The sequence below is a fragment of the Algoriphagus resistens genome, assembly GCF_001442615.1.
Lineage (GTDB): Bacteria > Bacteroidota > Bacteroidia > Cytophagales > Cyclobacteriaceae > Algoriphagus > Algoriphagus resistens.
Window position 1 is genome coordinate 11,071 of the sequence record NZ_LMXN01000013.1, and the last position, 19,505, is coordinate 30,575.

Consider the following 19,505-nt stretch of genomic DNA (forward strand, 5'->3'; position numbering starts at 1 on the left):
CTAAGTGAAAAAATCGCTTAGTCACCGCAACAATGTTCAAAAAAATCCGAATCAAGTATGGGACACAAATCAGCAATTTATGGGGCATAAAATGGGCGTATGGCCACCATTTAGGATATTATTGGTTTTATTCAGTACATTTTTCGTGATTGTGGGCTGATGAGACACGTTGCTATAACATTTCTGCTGCTCTGCATTTCTTTGATAGGAAATGCCCAACAACTTGATCCAAGATCTATACTTTCGGATCAGAATCACCTTACATTCTACCTACTGGACGTAGAAAACGGACTATCCAATAATTACATCAACCATATTGAGCAAGATTCTTTGGGATTCATCTGGATAGCCACTATCGATGGACTTAACCGCTACGACGGTCACACCTTCCATATTTATAGAAAAAGCAATCTTAACCCTCACTCTGGGCCCGCTGCTAACTACATTGAGCATTTAGAAATCGGACAAGACCAGCAACTTTTGTTGGCCACAAACAAAGGATTAAGTGGATATGAACCGAAATCTGACTTTTTCAGCCATTTTGAAACTATCAATGGCCCTATCCAAAATGCTATCAGTTATGTTCTCAATGGGCCAAAAGGACAGAAAATCATTGCCAATTATGAAGGTGGTGTGCATATAATAGCTTCTGACAGCATTACTTCCTCTTTCTCTCATTCCCCCGGCCGCACAAACACCCTTTCGTCCACCCGGATTTCGTCTTTGGCTCTTCAGGGTGATTCAGTGCTATGGGTGGGACATTTTGACAAGGGGCTGGATAAAATCGATTTGAGGAGCAAAGCAGTGCTTAACATGGCCCACATAAATCCATCATTCCCTGAAACCGTCAATTCTCTCTACACAGATGAGCAAGGAAACCTTTGGGTAGGCTCTAATGATGGAATCCGTGTCATTACCACTAGCTCTGACACTTTACGAATCAAAGCGGCTGAATATCCTCAAGGGGGATTAAGCGATGGAAATATACTTTGCTTTGAAAAAGGCCCTGCGGGAAATCTTTGGATTGGTACCCGAAACGGCGGATTGAATATTCTGAATTCAACGCTATTTTTAAAAGACCAAGTCCTACAACTCAAGTGGTTTCTGCCACAACAAGACGGATCGAGTGTATTCAACAGAACCGTATCTTCTCTGAAACTCGCAGATGACGACTATATGTGGATCGGAACCAGTACCGGGTTGAATTTCGTGAATCCCTCTGGGGATCCTGTAAAACTTATCAACAGAAACCTATCCAAGAAACAAACTATTTCGCACGACCGAATAGGCTCATTGGCTGAAGGCAAAAACGGAAGCATTTGGATAGGTACCGATGGCGGTGGACTTGATCACTATTTTCCCCAAACAGAAACAATCCTACATTTCGAACATAATCCCGCCAATCCACAAAGCCTTTCCAATAATTATATCATTTCCCTTTTAGAGGATAGCCAGAACAATCTCTGGGTAGGGACATATCAGGGAGGGCTGAATTTATTGAACGCTTCCACCGGACACTACAAGCATTATCTTCAGGAAAGCCAAGAAAACGGGAACGATGTGCGGGTCATTTTTGAAGGTAAAAATGGGCAGATCTGGGTGGGCACCAACCGGGGTGGACTGTACCGCTACCATCCTCCGATAGATGATTTTGACTATGTCAAACTGCTCGGCAAAATAGACATCCGTGATATCGCGGAGGACGACTTGGGTAATCTGTGGCTGGCAACCTTTGGCGATGGCATAATCAGGTACAACTACCTGACAGGGGAGCAGGAACTTTTCAATGAAAAAACCACCCCCGGATTTCCGGTTGAAGTAGTTTTCGCTATAGAAATTCTAGACAATGGAGATGTATTGGCGGGAAGTAGATACGAAGGTTTAGTCAGGTTAAATCCCCAGAATAAAAAATTCACATTATTCACTGATGAAAATGGGCTGAGTAATAATTCCATCAATAGCCTGGCTAAAGGAAAAGACGGTAAAATATGGATGGGAACCTACCATGGCATCAGCTATTTCGACCCCAAAACAAATACCGTCGGCAATCTGAATTCGATCAATAATATCCAACTCAGTGAATTCAATATTGGAGCTTCTTTGGTCACCGCTTCTGGGGATGTATATCTGGGCGGGAACAAAGGAATCAACGTGTTCCACCCGGAAACCTTAGAAAACCAATCAGCCAGCTACCCACTTATTTTTACCGATTTAAGGTTAATGAATAAAAAAGTATCGGTAAACTCCAGTGCCGAAGGTTTTCAACTTGAGCACAGCCTCCCCTATCTCAAGCAGCTCAAGCTTACCCATAAGCAGAGCTTGATCTCTCTGGACTTTGTAGCACTGAAATTCCCTTTGGGGAAAGATGTAAACTATGCTTACAAACTTGAGCCGTTTCATAGCCAATGGATAGAAACTAACCACACCGGAACAGCAAATCTTAGCAATATCCCTCCCGGAAATTACACGATGAAAGTTAAGGCCAGCTCAGGACCTATGTCAATTTCAGAAAACGAACTAGCCATCTTCATTGCACCCCCTTTCTGGAAAACCTGGCCCGCTTATCTACTGTATGTTATCCTGATCATGGTAGTGACTATTACCGGAATGAGGTATTATTCAGAAAGGTTGAAATTGAAAAACTCCCTTCTTTTTGAGAAAAAACAACGCGTATTGGAACATGAACTCAATGAAGAGCGAGTTCAGTTTTTCACTGGGTTTTCTCATGAGCTAAAAACTCCTTTGACCTTAATTATGGCTCCGCTGGATGACCTACTTATGGATATCAAGAACTCCAAGCATCTAAAAGGCATAAAGTTGGCCCAAAAGAACGCAAAATACCTACACGAGATGATTTCCAGACTTCTGGAGTTTAGAAATGCCGAGCTGAATGTCAATCAGCTTGATTTAAAGTCCCAGTCAATCCCCAAACCTATCAAGCAATGGGTAGAGCAATATCAGCCTCTGGCAAAACATAAAGGAATCAGGCTTAAAAGCCAGTTACCAAAGACAGACTTCTCCGCTGAAGTGGATCTCCAGAAGTTCCATATTATTTTCAATAACCTTTTGTCAAACGCGCTAAAGTATTGCCAGCAGAAAGATCAGATCAGCGTTTCGTTAGAAGAAAAAGAGGACGATTTTGAGCTAGTCGTAAGTGACAATGGCCCAGGAATTCCCTTTGAAGATCAGAGCCGTATTTTCAACTGGTACTATCAGAGTGAAGCAACTGCCAAAGAGCAGGGGGCGGGAATCGGTCTGGCATTGACCAAACGATTGATAGAAGATCACCATGGCACTATACATGTGCTCAGCACTCCTGGAAACGGCAGTACTTTTTCAATTTTAATTCCCAAAAAAGCCAATACTAAAAAGACATTTTTGTCTGGCAAATCCAACAGTAAAGAATGGATGCCCGAGCTGAGTCCTATTAAGTCGGAAACTGCTGTCAATTTCGACCTTAATGAAAACAAGGAAGTTCTACTCATTATAGATGACAATCCCCAGATTCTTGAATACCTAAACAACTCTCTCTGCGGTGAATATGATCTGATCTTTGCCAAGAATGGTCAGGAAGGATTTGAGAAAGCTGTACAGTTTATACCTGATCTGATTATTTCAGATGTCATGATGCCCAAGAAAAACGGAATTGATTTGTGCGGGGTTCTGAAAGAGAATCACGGCACCACACATATTCCCGTGATTTTGCTTTCCGCCAAAGACGGTACCGATAGTATCACTTCAGGTTTTGGAAAAGGAGCTGATGATTACATTACAAAGCCATTTAAAAGTCCGATTTTAAAATCCCGTATAAGAAATCTACTGGAAGCAAGGATCCGAATGCGTACTTATTACCTCGGTAAAAATACTCAAACAGCTGAGCTGACCCCTTCCGAAAAGAATGCCATCAACAAGGAAAAATCATTTTTAAAAGAATTGGAAGGACATATCTTGGCTGGCATCTCCCAGCAGACAACCGATGTGGATACAATATCCCAAGCCATGGGAATGAGCAGGACTTCTCTTTTTAGAAAATTAAAAGCACTTACCGGCCAAAACATCAACCAATACATACGAACCGTCAAAGTGCTAAAAGCCGCATCGCTTATAAAAGAAGAGAATCTGGGCGTTGCCCAAGCCGCTTATGAAGTCGGTTTTACAAGTACCAAATATTTCAGAAAGCTGTTTAAGGAACAATTCGGATTCCTGCCTTCAGAGGTGAATGAGGTAGATGATGAGCAGTAGTAATTCGACTTATAATTCAGTGGGAAAGGGAGTAAATTCCGCTTGGATAGCCAATCTTCATAGTAGCCGTTTCATAAAAGGTTGATAAATAGAATAAATATATGAGCGTTTGATTAAGGGGATTGCCGTATTGAGGCAACTGGTCAGTGTAGCTTTATATTTTCAAATGCAACAAGCATAAAAAATGACAGAACTAATAAGATTTATAAATAGCTTTCAAGAACTAGATACTGAGACAGAGCAGATTATCAAAAAATACTTTGTAAAAGAAACACTTAAGAAAAATGAATTCATCATTGAAGAGGGGCAGATTTGTAAAAAAGTTTGTTTTATCCAATCTGGATTAGTCCGTCGATTTTACCTAAAAGATGGACAGGACATCACGGAGTGGATCTACCATAGTAATCAGTGGATAACATCTTTGAGCAGCTTTTTTGAACAAAAACCGTCATTCGAGTATTTACAGGCATGTGAAGAAACAAAAATCTATTCTTTGTCCTATTCGGATGAGCAAAAGCTGTTAGAATATCCATTATTTTCAAAGTTCCATATCAAACAACTCCGGCTATACCTTGCAAAGCTCAACGAGTTTCATCATATCTATAAATTGATGAGTGCTCCAGAAAAGTATACCTATTTACTCACCTATTTTCCTGAAATCATTCTAAAAGCAAAATTAAAGCATATTGCTTCTTTAATGGACGTTACTCAGGAAACCTTAAGTCGTATCAGGGCCTCAATTAATTGATCCTACATCAAAAAAACTCCTTCTTACTTACCTGATATTTGCAACCTTAATTAATCAAACAGTGGAAAGATGATTTCAAACTATGCAATAATTGGGAGTAAGGCTCAAATAGGAAAAAATGTACACATTGGCAATTTTACGACCATTGAAGATGATGTGGTCATTGGGGACAACACTTGGATAGGAAATAATGTAAACATCCTTGATGGTGCCAGAATCGGAAGAAATTGTCAGATATATCCCAATTCTGTACTATCAGGGGTTCCACAAGATTTAAAATATAAAGGAGAATATACCACATTAGAAATTGGTGATCGTAATATTATTAGAGAATTTGTAACCATAAATAAAGGCACGAAATCAAAACTAAAGACCACGATTGGCAACAATAATCTACTGATGGCAAATGCTCATATCGGGCATGACTGTTCAATTGGGAATCACTGTATTATTGGGGTTGGTGTTGGAATGGCCGGAGAAGTAATTGTCGGTAATTGGGCAAATATAAGTGGGCTAACCGGTATACATCAATTCTCAGTAATTGGAGACCATTGTATGATTGGTGGCTTCAGTAAGATTGTTAAAGATATTCCACCCTATGTGATAGCAGCAAGAGAACCCCTTAGTTATGAAGGTATTAATACTGTAGGCTTAAAAAGAAGAGGCTTTGACTCTGAAAAGATTGATGAGCTGAAAGCGATCTATCGGGTTATATTTCAGGAAAAGAAGAATACAACGCTTGCTTTGGAACATGTTAAAAACAATTTTAAGCAGACAAAAGAGCGGGATGAGATTCTTTGTTTCATAAAAAAATCCACCAGAGGTATAATTAAAGGTAAAAGTGGCTAAGAATGTCCGTTGCCAATTGGGTAGGCAACTATGAACCACAGGCTTAGGGTACCTCTACGTCACTCCCCAAAGGTTTGTTTAAGATATATATCAATTGATAAATTGTAAATTCAGGATGATGATCCAGATTGCCGCAAATTGGGATGCTATTTTTTTAATTGAGGCGCCGTTTTTCTTCCAGAGAGCTTCTTAAGCAATTATCTCCTTTTTGACATTAATTGAATTCTCAAATGGTTTAAAATCTAAAGTCTCCATAATTGGATCAAGGAATTATTTTTGATTTTTCAAATTTACTTAAATAGCGAATGACTATCAATATAACAGATTTAACCTGACATTAATTGTCTGGCGGATAGATTTTTGGATTGAAGCAAAAGATAAAAAATCTGTTACACTAGGATTTATTAACATCCTATTCAAAAAAAAAAACCTAACCATCATTATTTCTGACAGTTAGGTTTTCAACTTGCAGAGAGGAAGGGATTCGAACCCTCGATACCCTCACGGGTATACACGCTTTCCAGGCGTGCTCCTTCAACCACTCGGACACCTCTCTAGGTTGATTTACCGATCCTTATAGCGAATCGGAGTGCAAAGAAAATTATTATTAGTGCCGTTTCCAAATTATCCCGGAAAATAGCCGATGAAATTGCAATTAAGCACTCATCTCGCCCGCCAATGGCACTTTCAGCTTCTCTATAATGTCTGAATGTCTGTCTTCCTGCCCCAGTAAAAACATTAGTTTAGTCACTGCTGCTTCGGTAGTCATATCTGTTCCACTGATCACTCCCACATTCAGCAATTCCTTGCTGGTCTCATAGCGTCCCTGAATTACGCGTCCACCATTACATTGTGACACATTTAAGATGATTATTCCTTTCTTGATGGCTTTTTGCAATGAATTCATAAACCACTCTTCACTCGGACTATTGCCCGAACCATAGGTTTCCAATACGATTGCCTTTAGTCCTTTAATGCCCAGAATAGAATCTATGACATTCTGTGTGATTCCAGGGAAAAGCTTGAGAATAAGCACATTGTTGTCAAGTGAGTTTCTATTCACCAGTTTCTTATGTGATTCTAATGGCCGGATTGCTTGTGTATTATAATCAATCACAATTCCAGACTCCGCCAGAGGAGGATAATTCTCCGATTCAAATGCATCAAAATGGACACTTTGCACTTTCTTAGAACGGTTTCCTCTTAGCAGAAGGTGATTGAAGAAAATACAGACTTCAGGCACAATCGGCTCTCCATTGATCTTTGCGGTAGCAATCTCCAAAGATGTCATCAGGTTTTCCCTAGCATCTGACCTCATTGCAGAAATAGGAAGCTGGGCACCTGTGAAGATCACAGGTTTGTTCAATCCCTGAAGCATATAGCTAAGCATAGAAGCTGAATACGCCATAGTATCAGTACCATGAAGCACGACAAACCCATCGTAGCTATCATAATTCTCATAGATAATATAGGCCATATCCTTCCAGTGGCTCATGGACACATTGGAGGAGTCAATGGGCTCAGGAAATGATATTACCGTAATAGCTATATCCATGGTATAGAGAATAGGGATCTTTTCGAGAATCTGTCCGAAGTTAAACGGCACAAGCGCACCGCTATCGTCGTAGGCCATCCCTAAGGTGCCTCCAGTATATATAATAAGCACCGATGAAGTCTTGCTGGTGCGAAGTGCTGTATTTAATCGTACTATTTTATAGTTCATGTTCCAATCTCAACGAATAGGTTAAGGGCATTTTGTTTTGTTCTCAGAGCTACTTCCTCCTTCGAAATCCGGAGGTAGTCCCCGATTTTCTCAGCAATAATCGGCAAATATGCCGGAGAGTTCCTTTTTCCCCTAAAAGGTACCGGAGCGAGGTATGGAGCATCCGTCTCCAACACCAAATGCTCAATGCTGATAGCAGGGATAACTTCATCCAAGCCCCCATTTTTGAATGTCGCCACTCCTCCGATCCCAAGCAGAAAGCCCATGTCAATAATTCGTTTTGCCTGATCTACGTTCCCTGTAAAGCAGTGAAAAACTCCTTTCAATTTACCATTGTGCTCTTCCTTAACTATTGCGATGGTTTCATCCATAGAATCACGGCAATGCAGTACAATCGGCAAATCTCTCTGTTTTGCCCAGTTGATCTGAGTTTTTAAGGCTTCTTTTTGTTGTTCAAAAAAAGTCTTATCCCAATATAAATCCAGTCCGATTTCTCCTACTGCTGCAAATTGGCGTTTATTCAACCAATTTTCAATAACCGCTAACTGATCTCGAAAGTCATCTTTCACATCGCAGGGATGCAAGCCCATCATCGGGATGCATAAATCCCGGTACATCTCTTCACAAGCAAGCATCGCATCTATTGTCTCCACGTCCACATTGGGCATGTAAACCCGCTCTATGCCAGCATCCCGGATATCTTGAATGACTTGATCCCGATCGGAATCAAACTTGGAAGAATAAATATGTGCGTGCGTCTCTATGTAATTCATGGGTATATTCTGGATTTCCATTTCGTATTGGAAGGCCAAAAATAGTAAAGAATAGTAAGCACGGTAGTATTGAAATTATAAAAATCAAAAACCAGCAGAGATAACCAGCTGATCTTCACCCTTACTTTGTTGGCAAATCCCATAAGAAATATTGCCTGTAAAAGTATTTTGATTATTCCCAAAACCAACCCGAAAGCCGGAGATACAATCAAAAGCCCAATAAGTCCCAAAAAATATGCAACCTGAAACCCTAGTATCAACTTCCAATAAAAAGGCAGGGTCATCACTCCACTCATCCATCGCTTGCGCTGGTTTAAAAGAGCTGAGAAACTTGTTTCCGGTTTTGTCCGGGCAAGCATGTCCGGGCTCGCCTGATGAGCTATGGAAAATCCTTCCCGCTGAATGGCTCGAGAGATTTCAAGATCTTCAGTCAGACAGTCCGGCAACTGCTTAAAGCCTTCCGATTGCACATATGCAACCTTACTAATCACCATATTATTCCCTAGTCCAGTAGTATGAAGCCCGAGATCCGTAGCCACTTTGACAAATCCTAAAGTCAACCACCAATCAATCTCTTGAAATTTCTCCAGCAGGTTCGTTGCTTTGACCTGTGTGATCCCTATTACCAACCCTATGCTCCCTACAAATGCACCGATCCCTTCACGTATCCAATTCGGGGATACTTCGCAGTCCGCATCTGTAAAAAAGTAATAGTCACCTGTGGCTTTCTCACCTAAAATCGCCAATGCGTTGGCCTTCCCATTTTTATTATACTGCCTGAATTGCGAAGAATCAATAGTCAAAAAAATGCGATTCGGACTCTTAGCGCACCAAACCTTAAGAATCTCAGCCGTTTGGTCGGTACTCTGATCATCAGCAAAAAGGAACTGGATTCGATCTTCAGGATAATCCACTCGCTCAAATGATCTTAATAAATCAGGAAGATCTACCTCTTCATTTCTGGCTGCCACAAGTACAGAAACAGAGGGAAGTTCTGAGAATAGCCGCTTGCGATGATCTTTCCAGAAAAACTTTAGCTGAAGCAGAATAAACACAAATTGGAATATAACCAGTCCCACTACTCCGACGTAAATCCCAAACATCATAACACATCCGTTTTCCATCCGTTTTCCTGAATATAATCAAGGTATGGAGGTAAAATCTTTTGCAGGACTTTAGTCGTCTTTAACTGATCGTGAAAGACCGCTATTGAACCAGCTTTGGTATAGCGGATTGAATTTCTCAAGACCACTTCTGATTTCAAACTTTGATCATAATCGCCGGACAACATACTCCACATTACTATTGTATGAAACTTTGAAACCTGCTCAGCCTGACTTGATTTGATCAATCCGTATGGGGGTCTAAATAATTCAGTCTTGATTCCTAAAACATCCCAAAGAACACGGTCACACAACTCAATATTACTCAGATAGGCAGGATTTTTAGTTTTCCATCCGTTCAAATGGTTAAACGTGTGGTTGCCTATTTTGTGACCTTCACTGATTACTTCTTGGGCAAGTGTCGGGTATTTCTGTACATTGTCCCCTACTACAAAAAAAGTGGCTTTCTGATTTCTTTTTGCCAATTCCTGTAAGACATAATCAGTGACTCCCGGTACTGGGCCATCGTCGAATGTCAGATAAAGAGTATCTTCTCCTGCACTTTTTTTCCAAAGTCTTGTCTTGAAAAGCCACTGAAAGAGAACAGGAACTGTGTGCAGAATCATTTTATTGGAACTTTAAACTCAATAGAGTCAGATCATCCCGAAGTGGAACATCCATCGAAAACCCCTTAATCTTCTTCAAAAATTTCCGATGAAAATCTTCCGGATCCAGCTTGTGGTTTTTATTCACAAATTTTTCCAAACGCTCCTCTCCATATTCCTCTTCGAATGGATTCATCGCTTCTGTCAGCCCATCAGTATAGAGATGCAGTGAAAAATTTCTGAGATTTTCCCGCTTACCTATTTCCAGAAATGGAAGCTCATCAAATGCACCCAAAATGGTTGTCCCCGCATTCAGGTTGTCACATAGACCCGTTTCTTCACGACAGAGCAGCGGTGGATTATGACCGGCATTCACATAACTAAGTGTTCTTGTTTTGAAGTTGAAGTGGCCCAGGAAGAATGTAATAAACCGCTCACCATGTGTATTTTCATATAAGGTGTAGTTCAGTTGCTTCACTACCATTTCCAAATTCGCATCGCTTCGTAAAAGTGTACGCAAAGCTGCCTGGAAGTTTGACATCAGTAAAGCTGCAGCTATTCCTTTACCCGACACGTCTGCAATACAGAAGTACACCTCTTCTTTGGATTTGCGGATGAGATCATAATAATCACCGCCTACCATGCTATGTGGCAGGTAAGTTACTTTTGCCTTGAGTTCCTTTTCTATGGGAAGTTCCGCAGGAAAAAGCATTTGTTGCACCTGGGACGCAATCGCAACTTCCCTATTCAGAATTTCCTGCTGGAGTTGTTTTCTTGCAAACCGCTTATTTTCCAATGCTACCACCAGAATATTGGTCAGGGCCTGGGTAAAATTCAGGTCTAATTCCAAACTCTGATCTTTCCGTCTTAAAAAAAGAATTGCAAGCATCTTATCCTTGTGATAGACAGGAAGGTAGGTTTCGAGCTCTTCAAAAGAATATTCTTGTTCCAATTCTAATCTCAATTCCCCAGTGCTCTTTTCATCCACTACCTGATCGGAGGAAATCAACATCGGCACATTCCCCTTTACACCATGTGAGATTTTATTCTCAAAAGCCCCTTCTTTCGCCACATAGAGTATCAGCGCTTTGATATTAAGATGTACAAGGCAGGTAAATTTGAAAATATTCAACAAAACCGCTTCAGACTGATTTTCATTAATCGCCTGAGTGATTTCCAGCAGAGATTTCAGCTGCAGTTCCTTTCGTTGGAATTTATGTATTTCTGTGGTCAATTCTAAAGTGTGTTATGTGCCATAAGGCCATTTTTTGTTGCCAAAAAATATAAGTCCCTACCTTCTTTCATGATGTCAACCGCCCCAAATCTTTCGGTATCCGGATTATCCAAACATTTAATATACCCTTGAGAGAAAAGGGATTGCAAAGTAGCTAACAACAATTTCTCTTCCCAACCCAATGCTTCTACTAGATAGCTGTAAGCCTGGACGAAGTAGAGCTCGTCCAGCAACTCAAATTCTGCGTCGCTCATGATTCAAATTTCAGATTCTAAATTAACACTTCTCCAGTTACCCCTGCCTTTCCAAATAAATTTTCCGCGCAAACCACCGATTCCCACGCACAAGACATAGAATGAATGTACAAAGGAGGTTTGAATTCTGGATAGATTACTTAGTTCGATTCCAAACGTCTTTAAAACTTTACCCAATGAAATTCTTTCGGCAACTATCTTTATCAACCAAACTACCCCAAAAGTCAGAACTCCTTTTTGCCCAAGAAAGAGCAATGAAAAACTTCCAATCCATCCTAACTGAACAAAAAATGCTCCGACAGCGGATATCGCATGCGAAACAGAAAAATGGGCCTTCCACTTACTCGCCCAGCGAATACGCTGGTTGATCATTGACTTCCAGCTAGCAGCGGGTTTTGTATAGACCAACGTATCCGGCGAGCAGAAATAACAACAGGCATCTTCCCCATATATCTTGTGGATTTTTTTTAAAAGAAACTCATCGTCCCCCGAAGCAAACTCCCGATTTCCCTGGTATCCTTTTACGCTCTGGAAAGCCTCCTTTCTATAGGCAAGGTTAGCCCCGCTGCACATCAAAGGAAACTTGTTGGCAAACGAATAACTGGTCATAAGCAAAATACTTGCCCAGTCCAAAACTTGGAACAGCTCCATAAACTTACCTTTCCCCTCCACCAGAACTGGCCCGGCCACTAGCTGAGTGCTGTCATTCTGAAAAGGCAAAATCATCTTTTCCACCCAAAATTCCGGAAACCTACAATCTGCATCGGAGCATAAAATGATTTCTCCCGTGGCCAGTTTCACTGCATATTCCAAGGCACTTTTCTTCCCTGGATTCAGACTATAAAGGAGCTTGACATTGGCCATTCCTTCAACACCCTTCATCAGAGACTGAAACGAGCCGTCATCAGAATAATCATCTACCAAAAGAATCTCAAGATTAGGATACTGAAGCTTCTTCAGACTGAGTATCAAATCAGGGATATTTTCTTCTTCGTTCCGCAGAGGAATAACGAGCGTCACTAGCGGAGAAAATGAGTGAGTTAGCGGAAAATCATTTCTGCCAGACCAAAATCTACTCATCCACCACAGCAATGTGAAGTAACTCAGAGACCAGATCAGGTAAAAACTTAGCATGTTTTGGGCTAACTTGCAGGAGTGAGCAAAGAACAAGAAAAAGCGACAAAGGAAAAAATCATATTAGGGATAGATCCCGGGACCAATGTAATGGGTTACGGAGTGATTTTGACGGAAGGCAAAAAATACAAACTCTTACAATACGGCGTGATTCATCTCAAAAAATATGAAACACATGAACTGAAACTTAAAAAAATTTTTGAACGGATTACCGGGATTTTAGAGGAATTTATGCCCGATAGTGTAGCTTTGGAAGCACCATTTTTTGGAGTAAATGTCCAATCCATGCTCAAGCTGGGACGTGCGCAAGGGGTAGCGATGGCAGCAGCACTAGCTAGAGAGATCCCCATTACAGAGTATTCTCCTAAAAAAGTAAAGCAATCTGTGACAGGCAATGGAAACGCCTCTAAAGAACAGGTCGCCGCGATGCTTCAGACGCTATTCTCCATTACAGAACTTCCAAAAATGCTGGACGCCACAGATGCTTTGGCTGTGGCCCTTTGCCATCATTTTCACGAAGGAAGAATTCAGACAAAAGGTAGAAATGCTGGCTGGAAATCCTTTATAGAGGAGAATCCTGATCGACTGAAAAAATAAAAACCCGGCGCAAACCGGGTTTTAATGAATTTTAGAGAGCAGAAATCACTTAGAAATCATATCCCAATGAGATTTTCAGGACATTGTTCTTGACATCCTGATTATAATAGTTCGCACTTTGGAATCCTATATCGTAACTTACCTGTGCGTTCAACCCAAGTGGTAAATTAGCACCGACCCCGACAACGCCTGCTATATCATATCCTTTGATAGGCTCTGTGGTAGATTCGGTGCTACCATCTGAAAACTCACGCTTCCTAGACACCAGTACAGAACCTTGGGGACCCGCAAAAACATTAAGGAATGGAAGGAAATTAACACGGACTAAGACAGGTACGTCCACATAACCCAAAAGTTCTTTTTCTGTGGACGGAGATCCATTCATAAGATTCTTAAACCCCTTTTGAGAATATTGAATTCCAGGCTCAACAGATATAAATCCCAAGTCTTTCTTATAATAGGCTCCAATATGGAATCCGGCAAGAGGATCAGTGTCAAAGTCCGAGAAATTAGCACTGCTAAACCCTGCACGAGCCCCAAATTGAGCCTGAGCTGTACCGAAGAAGCCTAGCGCGAATACTATTACCAAAAGTTTTTTCATAGATATTAATTTGTTTAGGAAAATAAATTTGTAGAATTAAAAGGTTTTTAAGGCTAAAGCGGAGATATTTCAGAGTATTAAGAGCTGAAGTTACTGTGCATCTTTTTAAATTAACTGCACAAATTAAAGCATGCCCATGAATTTTATCTAACCACTGTAACTTTTTAGTAACGAATAAATGGAAAATTTCTTAAGCCTACTCAGCAAATTTCCTACCACAAGTGATGAAGCCAAGTGGGCTTTTGCCAATCACCTGGAAGAATTTGAAGTCGAAAAGGGCTTCTTACTAGAAAGAGAAGGCCAAGTAAGCAACTATTTATATTTTGTAGCAGTGGGCTCCGCAAGGAGCTACTACATTCGGGAAAACAGAGACATCACGGTTTCTTTTACATTGGATGAGGAATTTGTGACCGCTATGCACTCCTTTATCACCAGAAAACCATCCTATGAAAATATCGAGACGATGGAGAAAAGTAAAGTATTTAAAATCTCCTATGATGCGCTTCAATCGTGTTTCATAGCCTATCCCGAACTGGAAAGGGCTTACAGGATGATATTAGAGCAATATTACATCGTGCTTGAAGAGCATCAGATTTTCAATAAATTCAAAACCGCTAGGGAAAGATACCTCGAACTGATGCACTATCGGCCAAAGGTAATCCACAAGGCCTCTGTAGGTCAAATTGCTTCATTTCTAGATATGACTATAGAGACCCTTAGTCGTATCAGAGCGAGAATCTGACCCCCGTCAATAATCCAAAATCATAAATCTGACATCCGAAATCAATTGCCACTTCCCTTAAATTGATCTTCCTTGTATGCAAAAAGCACATTGAAAGTAGTCAGAGAACCATAACATCGGGTAATGTATTGTTGCATATTGATGCGATCTTCGTCATCCAATTTCGGATGGTTATTGATATTTTGCTCTAATACGCGAAGCTTCTCCCTTACCATCACGATCTTATGAAAGAATGTAGCCATCGGGATTTCTTTAGATTGAAGCGAGACATCATTTGGCTCAAACACTACAGTGCCCCCCATCCATTTTCCTCCCAAAGGCACGATAGGAGCTCTTTCAGTGGTTTGAAATAATGCCTCCTTGATGGCCTTTTCTACATCTTTTAAGGTAAGTATAGGAAAGTCAGGCATTTTTGCCTCCTCCACTGTGAAGCCCTCGTAATCTCTTGCGAGTGTTTTGACCTCTTCGGTGGTGTAAAAATAGATTTTGTAATACGTTTCATCTACAGAAAGGATCATTCCGACCCCGAATTTTGGATGGATCAATTTACTCCCAGGAGCCAGTTCGCTTGCTTGTGCCATATAAAAAAGGGTTTAGGCAGCCAAAATAGGAAATTTTATGAAAAGAGAATTAACAGCATTGAAAACTGTATTGAAAAGAAAAAGGGAAGCCGATCAGCTTCCCTTTCCTATTAATTTCTCAGTTTATTTATCCTCTCAGACCAAGCTTGCGCCAGCTCCCACTCGTTGATCATATAATCACTTTTGTTCTCATCATAGAACTCAAGTTGAACTGGTGATTTTTGCTCGTCAAAATGATCCAGCATCAAGGTAATCTTACTGATGATCTGTCGCTTCTCCTTACCTTCTTTCGTTTCCCGAAATTGTCTGGTAGGTCTGCAGAGTCGGACTGTCTCAAGGTCTATTTTCTGAACTAGGTTTTCATTTTCCAGTAAACTCAGAAAAAGCAGTTGATTGTTTTGTTGATCCAGACCCAAGCAGTATACTTCACGCCAAGTTTCAAAATCACCAGCTTTCAGGTGCTCTACTTGTGCCTCAGCTTTGAGTCTTTCCTTCAGCAGATTGCCTTTAGTCTTTTGTTTGAAATGATTGAAAATTAACGGTAGGCACACCATTCCGGTCAAAGTGACCGATAAGATAATTAAGGTTAGTTCACTCATTAGTTATTGATTGATAAAATGGAATATCAGTCCTGTCCGACTTAAATAAGTCAGAAGGATATAGCAATGTCAAGTTGAATTGCGGTCCGTTTTACCAGAAATAATGAAAAGGAAAGATGATTTTAGTAACGGTCAAAGCTCCCAAAACAGGAGTATTTGAAAAAAATGGGTTTAACGTTTCTAAGCTAGTAAATCTAACTGTCGGCTTATACACAGATGAAAAAAGAACAGGCCAATGTCCTGTTTCCGAAAGCAGATTTTGCCGGGATTCATGGGAATTGCCCCTATTCCAGTCTGGAATGACGCATTGTTGGAATTCAGAAAAATTGGCATTCCCCTTCGATATCCTGTAATGGCTGCCATCACCTACTTCACTTGCCAATACCTGGGCACCCAATCCTGTAGTAGGTAAAATAACCCACAGCAGGAGATGGTAAAAAAGGTATATAAGGGAATTAAGTTTTTTCATTCTACTTTATGGAAGTTGGCACTCCTGAGGTTGAATCTGACGCAAAAGTAAATGAATCTTTTGTTAATTTTGGTCTATTCCCATCATATATCTATGACTGTCACCGCCGAAAATATACTTTTAATCAGTTCACTTTTATTATTGGCAGGAGTTCTCGCCAGCAAGACTGCCGGCAAAACAGGCATCCCAATGCTTTTGATATTCCTGGGTGTCGGAATGCTGGCGGGATCAGATGGACTCGGTGGAATTCGGTTTGACAATCCTGCCATTGCCCAATTCCTGGGCATCATCGCCCTGACCTACATTCTCTACTCCGGTGGTCTCGACACCAAGTGGCCAAGCATCAAACCCGTTCTCAAGCCGGGCATATCGCTTTCCACACTGGGCGTATTGATTACGAGTTTTTCGCTCGGTGGTTTTGTTTATTTGATCACAGAGCTCACTTTTCTGGAAAGTTTACTCCTAGGATCGATCGTATCCTCCACAGATGCCGCAGCGGTTTTTTCTGTTCTACGGGCAAAAAGCATAGGACTGAAAGGGAATCTTCGTCCTCTCCTAGAGTTGGAAAGCGGAAGCAATGACCCTATGGCCTATTTCCTTACCGTTTCAATCTTAGGGCTGATTACTCTGGAAACAGGATCAATCTGGGAAATCATCCCATTATTTTTAATCCAAATGGCGGTAGGTGGTCTTCTGGGATGGCTATTTGGAAGGCTCACCGTACTGCTGATCAACAAAGTCAAACTGGATTTTGAAGGCCTTTATCCTGTGATGCTTTTGGCATTGGTTCTCATTACTTACACAGTGGTGGATCTGCTGAAAGGAAACGGTTTTCTGGCAGTTTATATCAGTGCAATCACAGTGGGGAATGGAAGAATGGCCCATAAAAAAAGTCTCACGAAATTTTTTGATGGCATTGCCTGGCTTATGCAGGTAGTCATGTTCATCACCCTGGGGTTGCTTGTGTTCCCAAAGCAACTGTTGCCGGTTTCTGGAGTAGCAATCCTGGCTGCTCTCTTTTTAATATTTATTGCCAGACCGCTTGGAGTGTTTATTTCTCTCTCATTTTTCAAATTCAAGCTTCGCGAAAAAACGTTTATCTCCTGGGTTGGTCTACGAGGTGCAGTTCCCATAGTGTTTGCCACGCTGCCATTGATAAAAAATATTGAAATGTCCTCGGTGATATTCCATATCGTGTTTTTTATTGTGCTGGCATCCGTTGCAATCCAAGCTACCACCTTACCGTTGGCAGCTAAGCTTCTACATCTCTCACTTCCTGCTTCTTTGAAAAAACGATCAATGCTGGACATTGAACTTTCAGATGATTTCAAAAATGCTATACTGGAAATTCAACTCCCGGAAAACAGTCCTGTGCAGGGAAAGAAAATCCTTGAACTTGGCTTTCCTCATACTTCGCTTATTGTGCTGGTGAAACGAAACGGCAAATTCATCACTCCAAATGGGCAGACTACCTTGGAAGATGGAGACGAACTGATGATCATGACAGAAAATGACAAAGAAGAGGATCAGATAAAGCAATTGCTCTACCTCTAAAATAGTTGGCGGAGTCAGAATCATCACCCCGCCAACGCAAAAAATCAACCCACTGCTACGGTAGCTTTCCTTCTTAACTCTGCCTGTTTTGCAGGTTCGGAAGTGGTGCCAGATATTTTCATTTTTAAACCTATTACTATCGCAGATACCGACACCACTAACCAAAGCGCATCGATCAAGAATATATCGGTTTGGCCGGTTCTCATCGTATCCCACAGCCAATTACCTGAGATAAACCCGTTTGCCAAAGGCACTCCAAGCCCGATAATTCCGCCAATAATAAGCGTAAATTTAGTTGTAATGGTATTGCTTCTGATAAAAGTAAAAAGGAGAGTGAGCGCAAGCCACGACCAGAAAAAAGTCTGGAAAATAAAGCCCATTCGATCTGCATCAGGATCTTGCAAACCAACTTTAATCATTACAAATGTAAATGCTGTCACGGGGAACATACTCAAACATCCTGCTAGGTAGAACCATACAAGCCAGGCATTGAACTTTCTTTTTGCAGGTGAAACATGCTTCTTGTCCCTAGCTACAAGCCAGATCATAACTCCCGAGATAATCACAAAACAAGTCAACAAGCCAAGTGCGAAATAAACCAATTTCAGTCCTTTACCTCCAAAATCCCCAAAGTGTAAGCGCAAAATCACCGCTCGTGCACCATCGAGATAAGACACCTTATGAAAAGGGCTTTCCTCAGTCACAATAGCGCCATCTGACACGCGATAGATGAGGGTGCCTGCGCTGGCAAATTTCTTATTGAAATCTGATTTACCTGTAAATTGTACATGCATGTTCTCATCTCCATAATTAAAAATGCTTGCATTATGGACATGGAATTCAGGCCACTTTTGCTTTGTCTGATCAAGGAGCTCATTTACCGAAAAGTCTCTTTCCAGCGGCTTCCCCGCAAATTCAAATTTCGGGGAATTAAACCCAAAATCATCGTACGCCTTTTCCTGATTTCCCTCATATATGTACGAAATGATCGACGGAGACATAATAGAAAGCCCCACAATAATATATACACCTGTGAGGGCGAACATAAATTGATATGGTAAACCAATAATCCCCAATGCTGTATGGGCATCTGTCCACAGATTTTTGATACTATTATTCGGTCGAAAGACGTAAAAATTGCTGATGATTTTTTTCCAGTGGACAACCACTCCCGTGACCACTGCGAAAAGAAAGAAAAATGCAATAATCCCAGCAAGTAGATAACCTGACCTCCCAAAGAAATTCAGCTGGGCAAAGAAATGAAGACGGTATAGAAACTCCCCGAAGGAATATGATTTTTGGTAATCATATGTATTGAGATCATTTGTATTCATGTAAAAAAAATCTCCCCTTCCTCCACGACCTCTTCCTCCTTCGCCTTCTTTGATTTTGGCATCTTTAGGAGCAGAAATACTCACTCCTGTACGCTGCTCATCATAATGTTGGTTGAAGGAAATATCCCTCTTGGATATCCCTTTTCTTTCATCCAGCGTATCGAGCACCCGATCAAAATCCATTTCTTGCAGCATCCAGCCTTCAGAAAGCGGTTCATTTCGTTCCCAGCTCACTATCTCATCTCTAAAAAAAGAGAATGATCCCGCAAAGAAAATTACATACAACGCCACGCTGATGACAATTCCGGAAATTGTATGCGTGTGAAATAAAATATTGTAGATCCTGTTACTCATAGTTACCGA

18 protein-coding genes and 1 tRNA gene are annotated in these 19,505 nt (G+C 41.0%); 6 read left to right on the top strand and 13 right to left on the bottom strand.

The window, feature by feature from the left end:
* The first annotated feature begins 159 nt into the window (after positions 1–159).
* The 3 genes from AS141_RS19520 (at position 160) to lpxA (ending at position 5,839) form a co-directional block, all read left to right on the top strand.
* Positions 160–4,242 (top strand): hybrid sensor histidine kinase/response regulator transcription factor, encoded by a 4,083-nt coding sequence (locus AS141_RS19520; protein ID WP_057939391.1) that lies wholly within the window; start codon positions 160–162, stop codon positions 4,240–4,242.
* Positions 4,243–4,426: 184 nt separating this feature from the next.
* Positions 4,427–4,990 (top strand): Crp/Fnr family transcriptional regulator, encoded by a 564-nt coding sequence (locus tag AS141_RS19525; RefSeq protein ID WP_057939392.1) that lies wholly within the window; start codon positions 4,427–4,429, stop codon positions 4,988–4,990.
* Positions 4,991–5,059: 69 nt separating this feature from the next.
* Positions 5,060–5,839, top strand: coding sequence for an acyl-ACP--UDP-N-acetylglucosamine O-acyltransferase (lpxA, locus tag AS141_RS19530; RefSeq protein WP_057939393.1), 780 nt, complete (start codon positions 5,060–5,062; stop codon positions 5,837–5,839).
* Positions 5,840–6,308: 469 nt separating this feature from the next.
* Here lpxA and AS141_RS19535 read toward each other — a convergent pair.
* The 8 genes from AS141_RS19535 to AS141_RS19570 all read right to left on the bottom strand — a co-directional run bounded on the left by AS141_RS19535 (position 6,309) and on the right by AS141_RS19570 (position 12,665).
* Positions 6,309–6,395 (bottom strand) — tRNA-Ser (locus tag AS141_RS19535).
* 99 nt (positions 6,396–6,494) lie between these two features.
* Entirely contained in the window at positions 6,495–7,562 is a 1,068-nt protein-coding gene (locus AS141_RS19540) for an asparaginase (protein ID WP_057939394.1), read from the bottom strand.
* Positions 7,559–8,335, bottom strand: a complete 777-nt coding sequence (locus AS141_RS19545) for a TatD family hydrolase (protein ID WP_057939556.1) — start codon at positions 8,333–8,335, stop codon at positions 7,559–7,561. Before AS141_RS19545 ends, AS141_RS19540 begins: the two co-directional genes overlap by 4 nt.
* A complete protein-coding gene (locus AS141_RS19550) occupies positions 8,332–9,459 on the bottom strand; it encodes a glycosyltransferase (RefSeq protein ID WP_057939395.1) in 1,128 nt (375 codons plus the stop codon). The genes AS141_RS19545 and AS141_RS19550 overlap by 4 nt, the downstream gene beginning before the upstream one ends.
* Positions 9,438–10,064: a polysaccharide deacetylase family protein gene (locus tag AS141_RS19555; RefSeq protein ID WP_057939396.1), complete on the bottom strand. Its 627-nt coding sequence runs from the start codon at positions 10,062–10,064 to the stop codon at positions 9,438–9,440. The genes AS141_RS19550 and AS141_RS19555 overlap by 22 nt, the downstream gene beginning before the upstream one ends.
* Before the next feature lies 1 nt (position 10,065).
* Positions 10,066–11,277: a PP2C family protein-serine/threonine phosphatase gene (locus tag AS141_RS19560; RefSeq protein ID WP_057939397.1), complete on the bottom strand. Its 1,212-nt coding sequence runs from the start codon at positions 11,275–11,277 to the stop codon at positions 10,066–10,068.
* Between the two features lie 2 nt (positions 11,278–11,279).
* The gene (locus AS141_RS19565) at positions 11,280–11,531 is read right to left on the bottom strand and encodes a hypothetical protein (protein WP_057939398.1); all 252 of its coding nucleotides are present in this window, start codon (positions 11,529–11,531) and stop codon (positions 11,280–11,282) included.
* Positions 11,532–11,534: 3 nt separating this feature from the next.
* Entirely contained in the window at positions 11,535–12,665 is a 1,131-nt protein-coding gene (locus AS141_RS19570) for a glycosyltransferase (RefSeq protein ID WP_057939399.1), read from the bottom strand.
* Positions 12,666–12,686: 21 nt separating this feature from the next.
* On the opposite strand from AS141_RS19570, the gene ruvC reads away from it, so the two are divergent.
* Positions 12,687–13,262, top strand: a complete 576-nt coding sequence (ruvC, locus tag AS141_RS19575) for a crossover junction endodeoxyribonuclease RuvC (RefSeq protein ID WP_057939400.1) — start codon at positions 12,687–12,689, stop codon at positions 13,260–13,262.
* Between the two features lie 49 nt (positions 13,263–13,311).
* Here ruvC and AS141_RS19580 read toward each other — a convergent pair whose 3' ends face one another.
* Positions 13,312–13,863, bottom strand: coding sequence for a porin family protein (locus AS141_RS19580; RefSeq protein ID WP_057939401.1), 552 nt, complete (start codon positions 13,861–13,863; stop codon positions 13,312–13,314).
* Positions 13,864–14,041: 178 nt separating this feature from the next.
* On the opposite strand from AS141_RS19580, the gene AS141_RS19585 reads away from it, so the two are divergent.
* Positions 14,042–14,605 (top strand): Crp/Fnr family transcriptional regulator, encoded by a 564-nt coding sequence (locus AS141_RS19585; protein WP_057939402.1) that lies wholly within the window; start codon positions 14,042–14,044, stop codon positions 14,603–14,605.
* Positions 14,606–14,646: 41 nt separating this feature from the next.
* Here the strand turns inward: AS141_RS19585 and AS141_RS19590 are convergent, their stop codons facing one another.
* From AS141_RS19590 to AS141_RS19600, 3 genes are all read right to left on the bottom strand, one after another.
* Positions 14,647–15,186 (bottom strand): hypothetical protein, encoded by a 540-nt coding sequence (locus tag AS141_RS19590; protein WP_057939403.1) that lies wholly within the window; start codon positions 15,184–15,186, stop codon positions 14,647–14,649.
* Positions 15,187–15,296: 110 nt separating this feature from the next.
* The gene (locus tag AS141_RS19595; RefSeq protein ID WP_057939404.1) at positions 15,297–15,785 is read right to left on the bottom strand and encodes a hypothetical protein; all 489 of its coding nucleotides are present in this window, start codon (positions 15,783–15,785) and stop codon (positions 15,297–15,299) included.
* A gap of 91 nt (positions 15,786–15,876) precedes the next feature.
* Entirely contained in the window at positions 15,877–16,254 is a 378-nt protein-coding gene (locus AS141_RS19600; protein WP_057939405.1) for a hypothetical protein, read from the bottom strand.
* Between the two features lie 51 nt (positions 16,255–16,305).
* Here AS141_RS19600 and AS141_RS19605 point away from each other — a divergent pair, with 51 nt between their 5' ends.
* The gene (locus AS141_RS19605) at positions 16,306–17,808 is read left to right on the top strand and encodes a potassium/proton antiporter (protein ID WP_317043056.1); all 1,503 of its coding nucleotides are present in this window, start codon (positions 16,306–16,308) and stop codon (positions 17,806–17,808) included.
* Between the two features lie 44 nt (positions 17,809–17,852).
* Here AS141_RS19605 and AS141_RS19610 read toward each other — a convergent pair whose 3' ends face one another.
* On the bottom strand, positions 17,853–19,496 hold the full coding sequence (locus AS141_RS19610; RefSeq protein ID WP_082632370.1) for a PepSY-associated TM helix domain-containing protein: 1,644 nt from the start codon (positions 19,494–19,496) through the stop codon (positions 17,853–17,855).
* Positions 19,497–19,505 lie beyond the last annotated feature (9 nt).

Excerpts from the sequence above, each read along its gene's own strand:
- AS141_RS19520 (WP_057939391.1), top strand. The coding sequence starts at position 160 with ATGAGACACGTTGCTATAACATTTCTGCTGCTCTGCATTTCTTTGATA.
- AS141_RS19525 (WP_057939392.1), top strand. The coding sequence starts at position 4,427 with ATGACAGAACTAATAAGATTTATAAATAGCTTTCAAGAACTAGATACT.
- lpxA (WP_057939393.1), top strand. The coding sequence starts at position 5,060 with ATGATTTCAAACTATGCAATAATTGGGAGTAAGGCTCAAATAGGAAAA.
- AS141_RS19540 (WP_057939394.1), bottom strand. The coding sequence starts at position 7,562 with ATGAACTATAAAATAGTACGATTAAATACAGCACTTCGCACCAGCAAG.
- AS141_RS19545 (WP_057939556.1), bottom strand. The coding sequence starts at position 8,335 with ATGAATTACATAGAGACGCACGCACATATTTATTCTTCCAAGTTTGAT.
- AS141_RS19550 (WP_057939395.1), bottom strand. The coding sequence starts at position 9,459 with ATGGAAAACGGATGTGTTATGATGTTTGGGATTTACGTCGGAGTAGTG.
- AS141_RS19555 (WP_057939396.1), bottom strand. The coding sequence starts at position 10,064 with ATGATTCTGCACACAGTTCCTGTTCTCTTTCAGTGGCTTTTCAAGACA.
- AS141_RS19565 (WP_057939398.1), bottom strand. The coding sequence starts at position 11,531 with ATGAGCGACGCAGAATTTGAGTTGCTGGACGAGCTCTACTTCGTCCAG.
- AS141_RS19570 (WP_057939399.1), bottom strand. The coding sequence starts at position 12,665 with ATGCTAAGTTTTTACCTGATCTGGTCTCTGAGTTACTTCACATTGCTG.
- AS141_RS19580 (WP_057939401.1), bottom strand. The coding sequence starts at position 13,863 with ATGAAAAAACTTTTGGTAATAGTATTCGCGCTAGGCTTCTTCGGTACA.
- AS141_RS19585 (WP_057939402.1), top strand. The coding sequence starts at position 14,042 with ATGGAAAATTTCTTAAGCCTACTCAGCAAATTTCCTACCACAAGTGAT.
- AS141_RS19590 (WP_057939403.1), bottom strand. The coding sequence starts at position 15,186 with ATGGCACAAGCAAGCGAACTGGCTCCTGGGAGTAAATTGATCCATCCA.
- AS141_RS19595 (WP_057939404.1), bottom strand. The coding sequence starts at position 15,785 with ATGAGTGAACTAACCTTAATTATCTTATCGGTCACTTTGACCGGAATG.
- AS141_RS19600 (WP_057939405.1), bottom strand. The coding sequence starts at position 16,254 with ATGAAAAAACTTAATTCCCTTATATACCTTTTTTACCATCTCCTGCTG.
- AS141_RS19605 (WP_317043056.1), top strand. The coding sequence starts at position 16,306 with ATGAATCTTTTGTTAATTTTGGTCTATTCCCATCATATATCTATGACT.
- AS141_RS19610 (WP_082632370.1), bottom strand. The coding sequence starts at position 19,496 with ATGAGTAACAGGATCTACAATATTTTATTTCACACGCATACAATTTCC.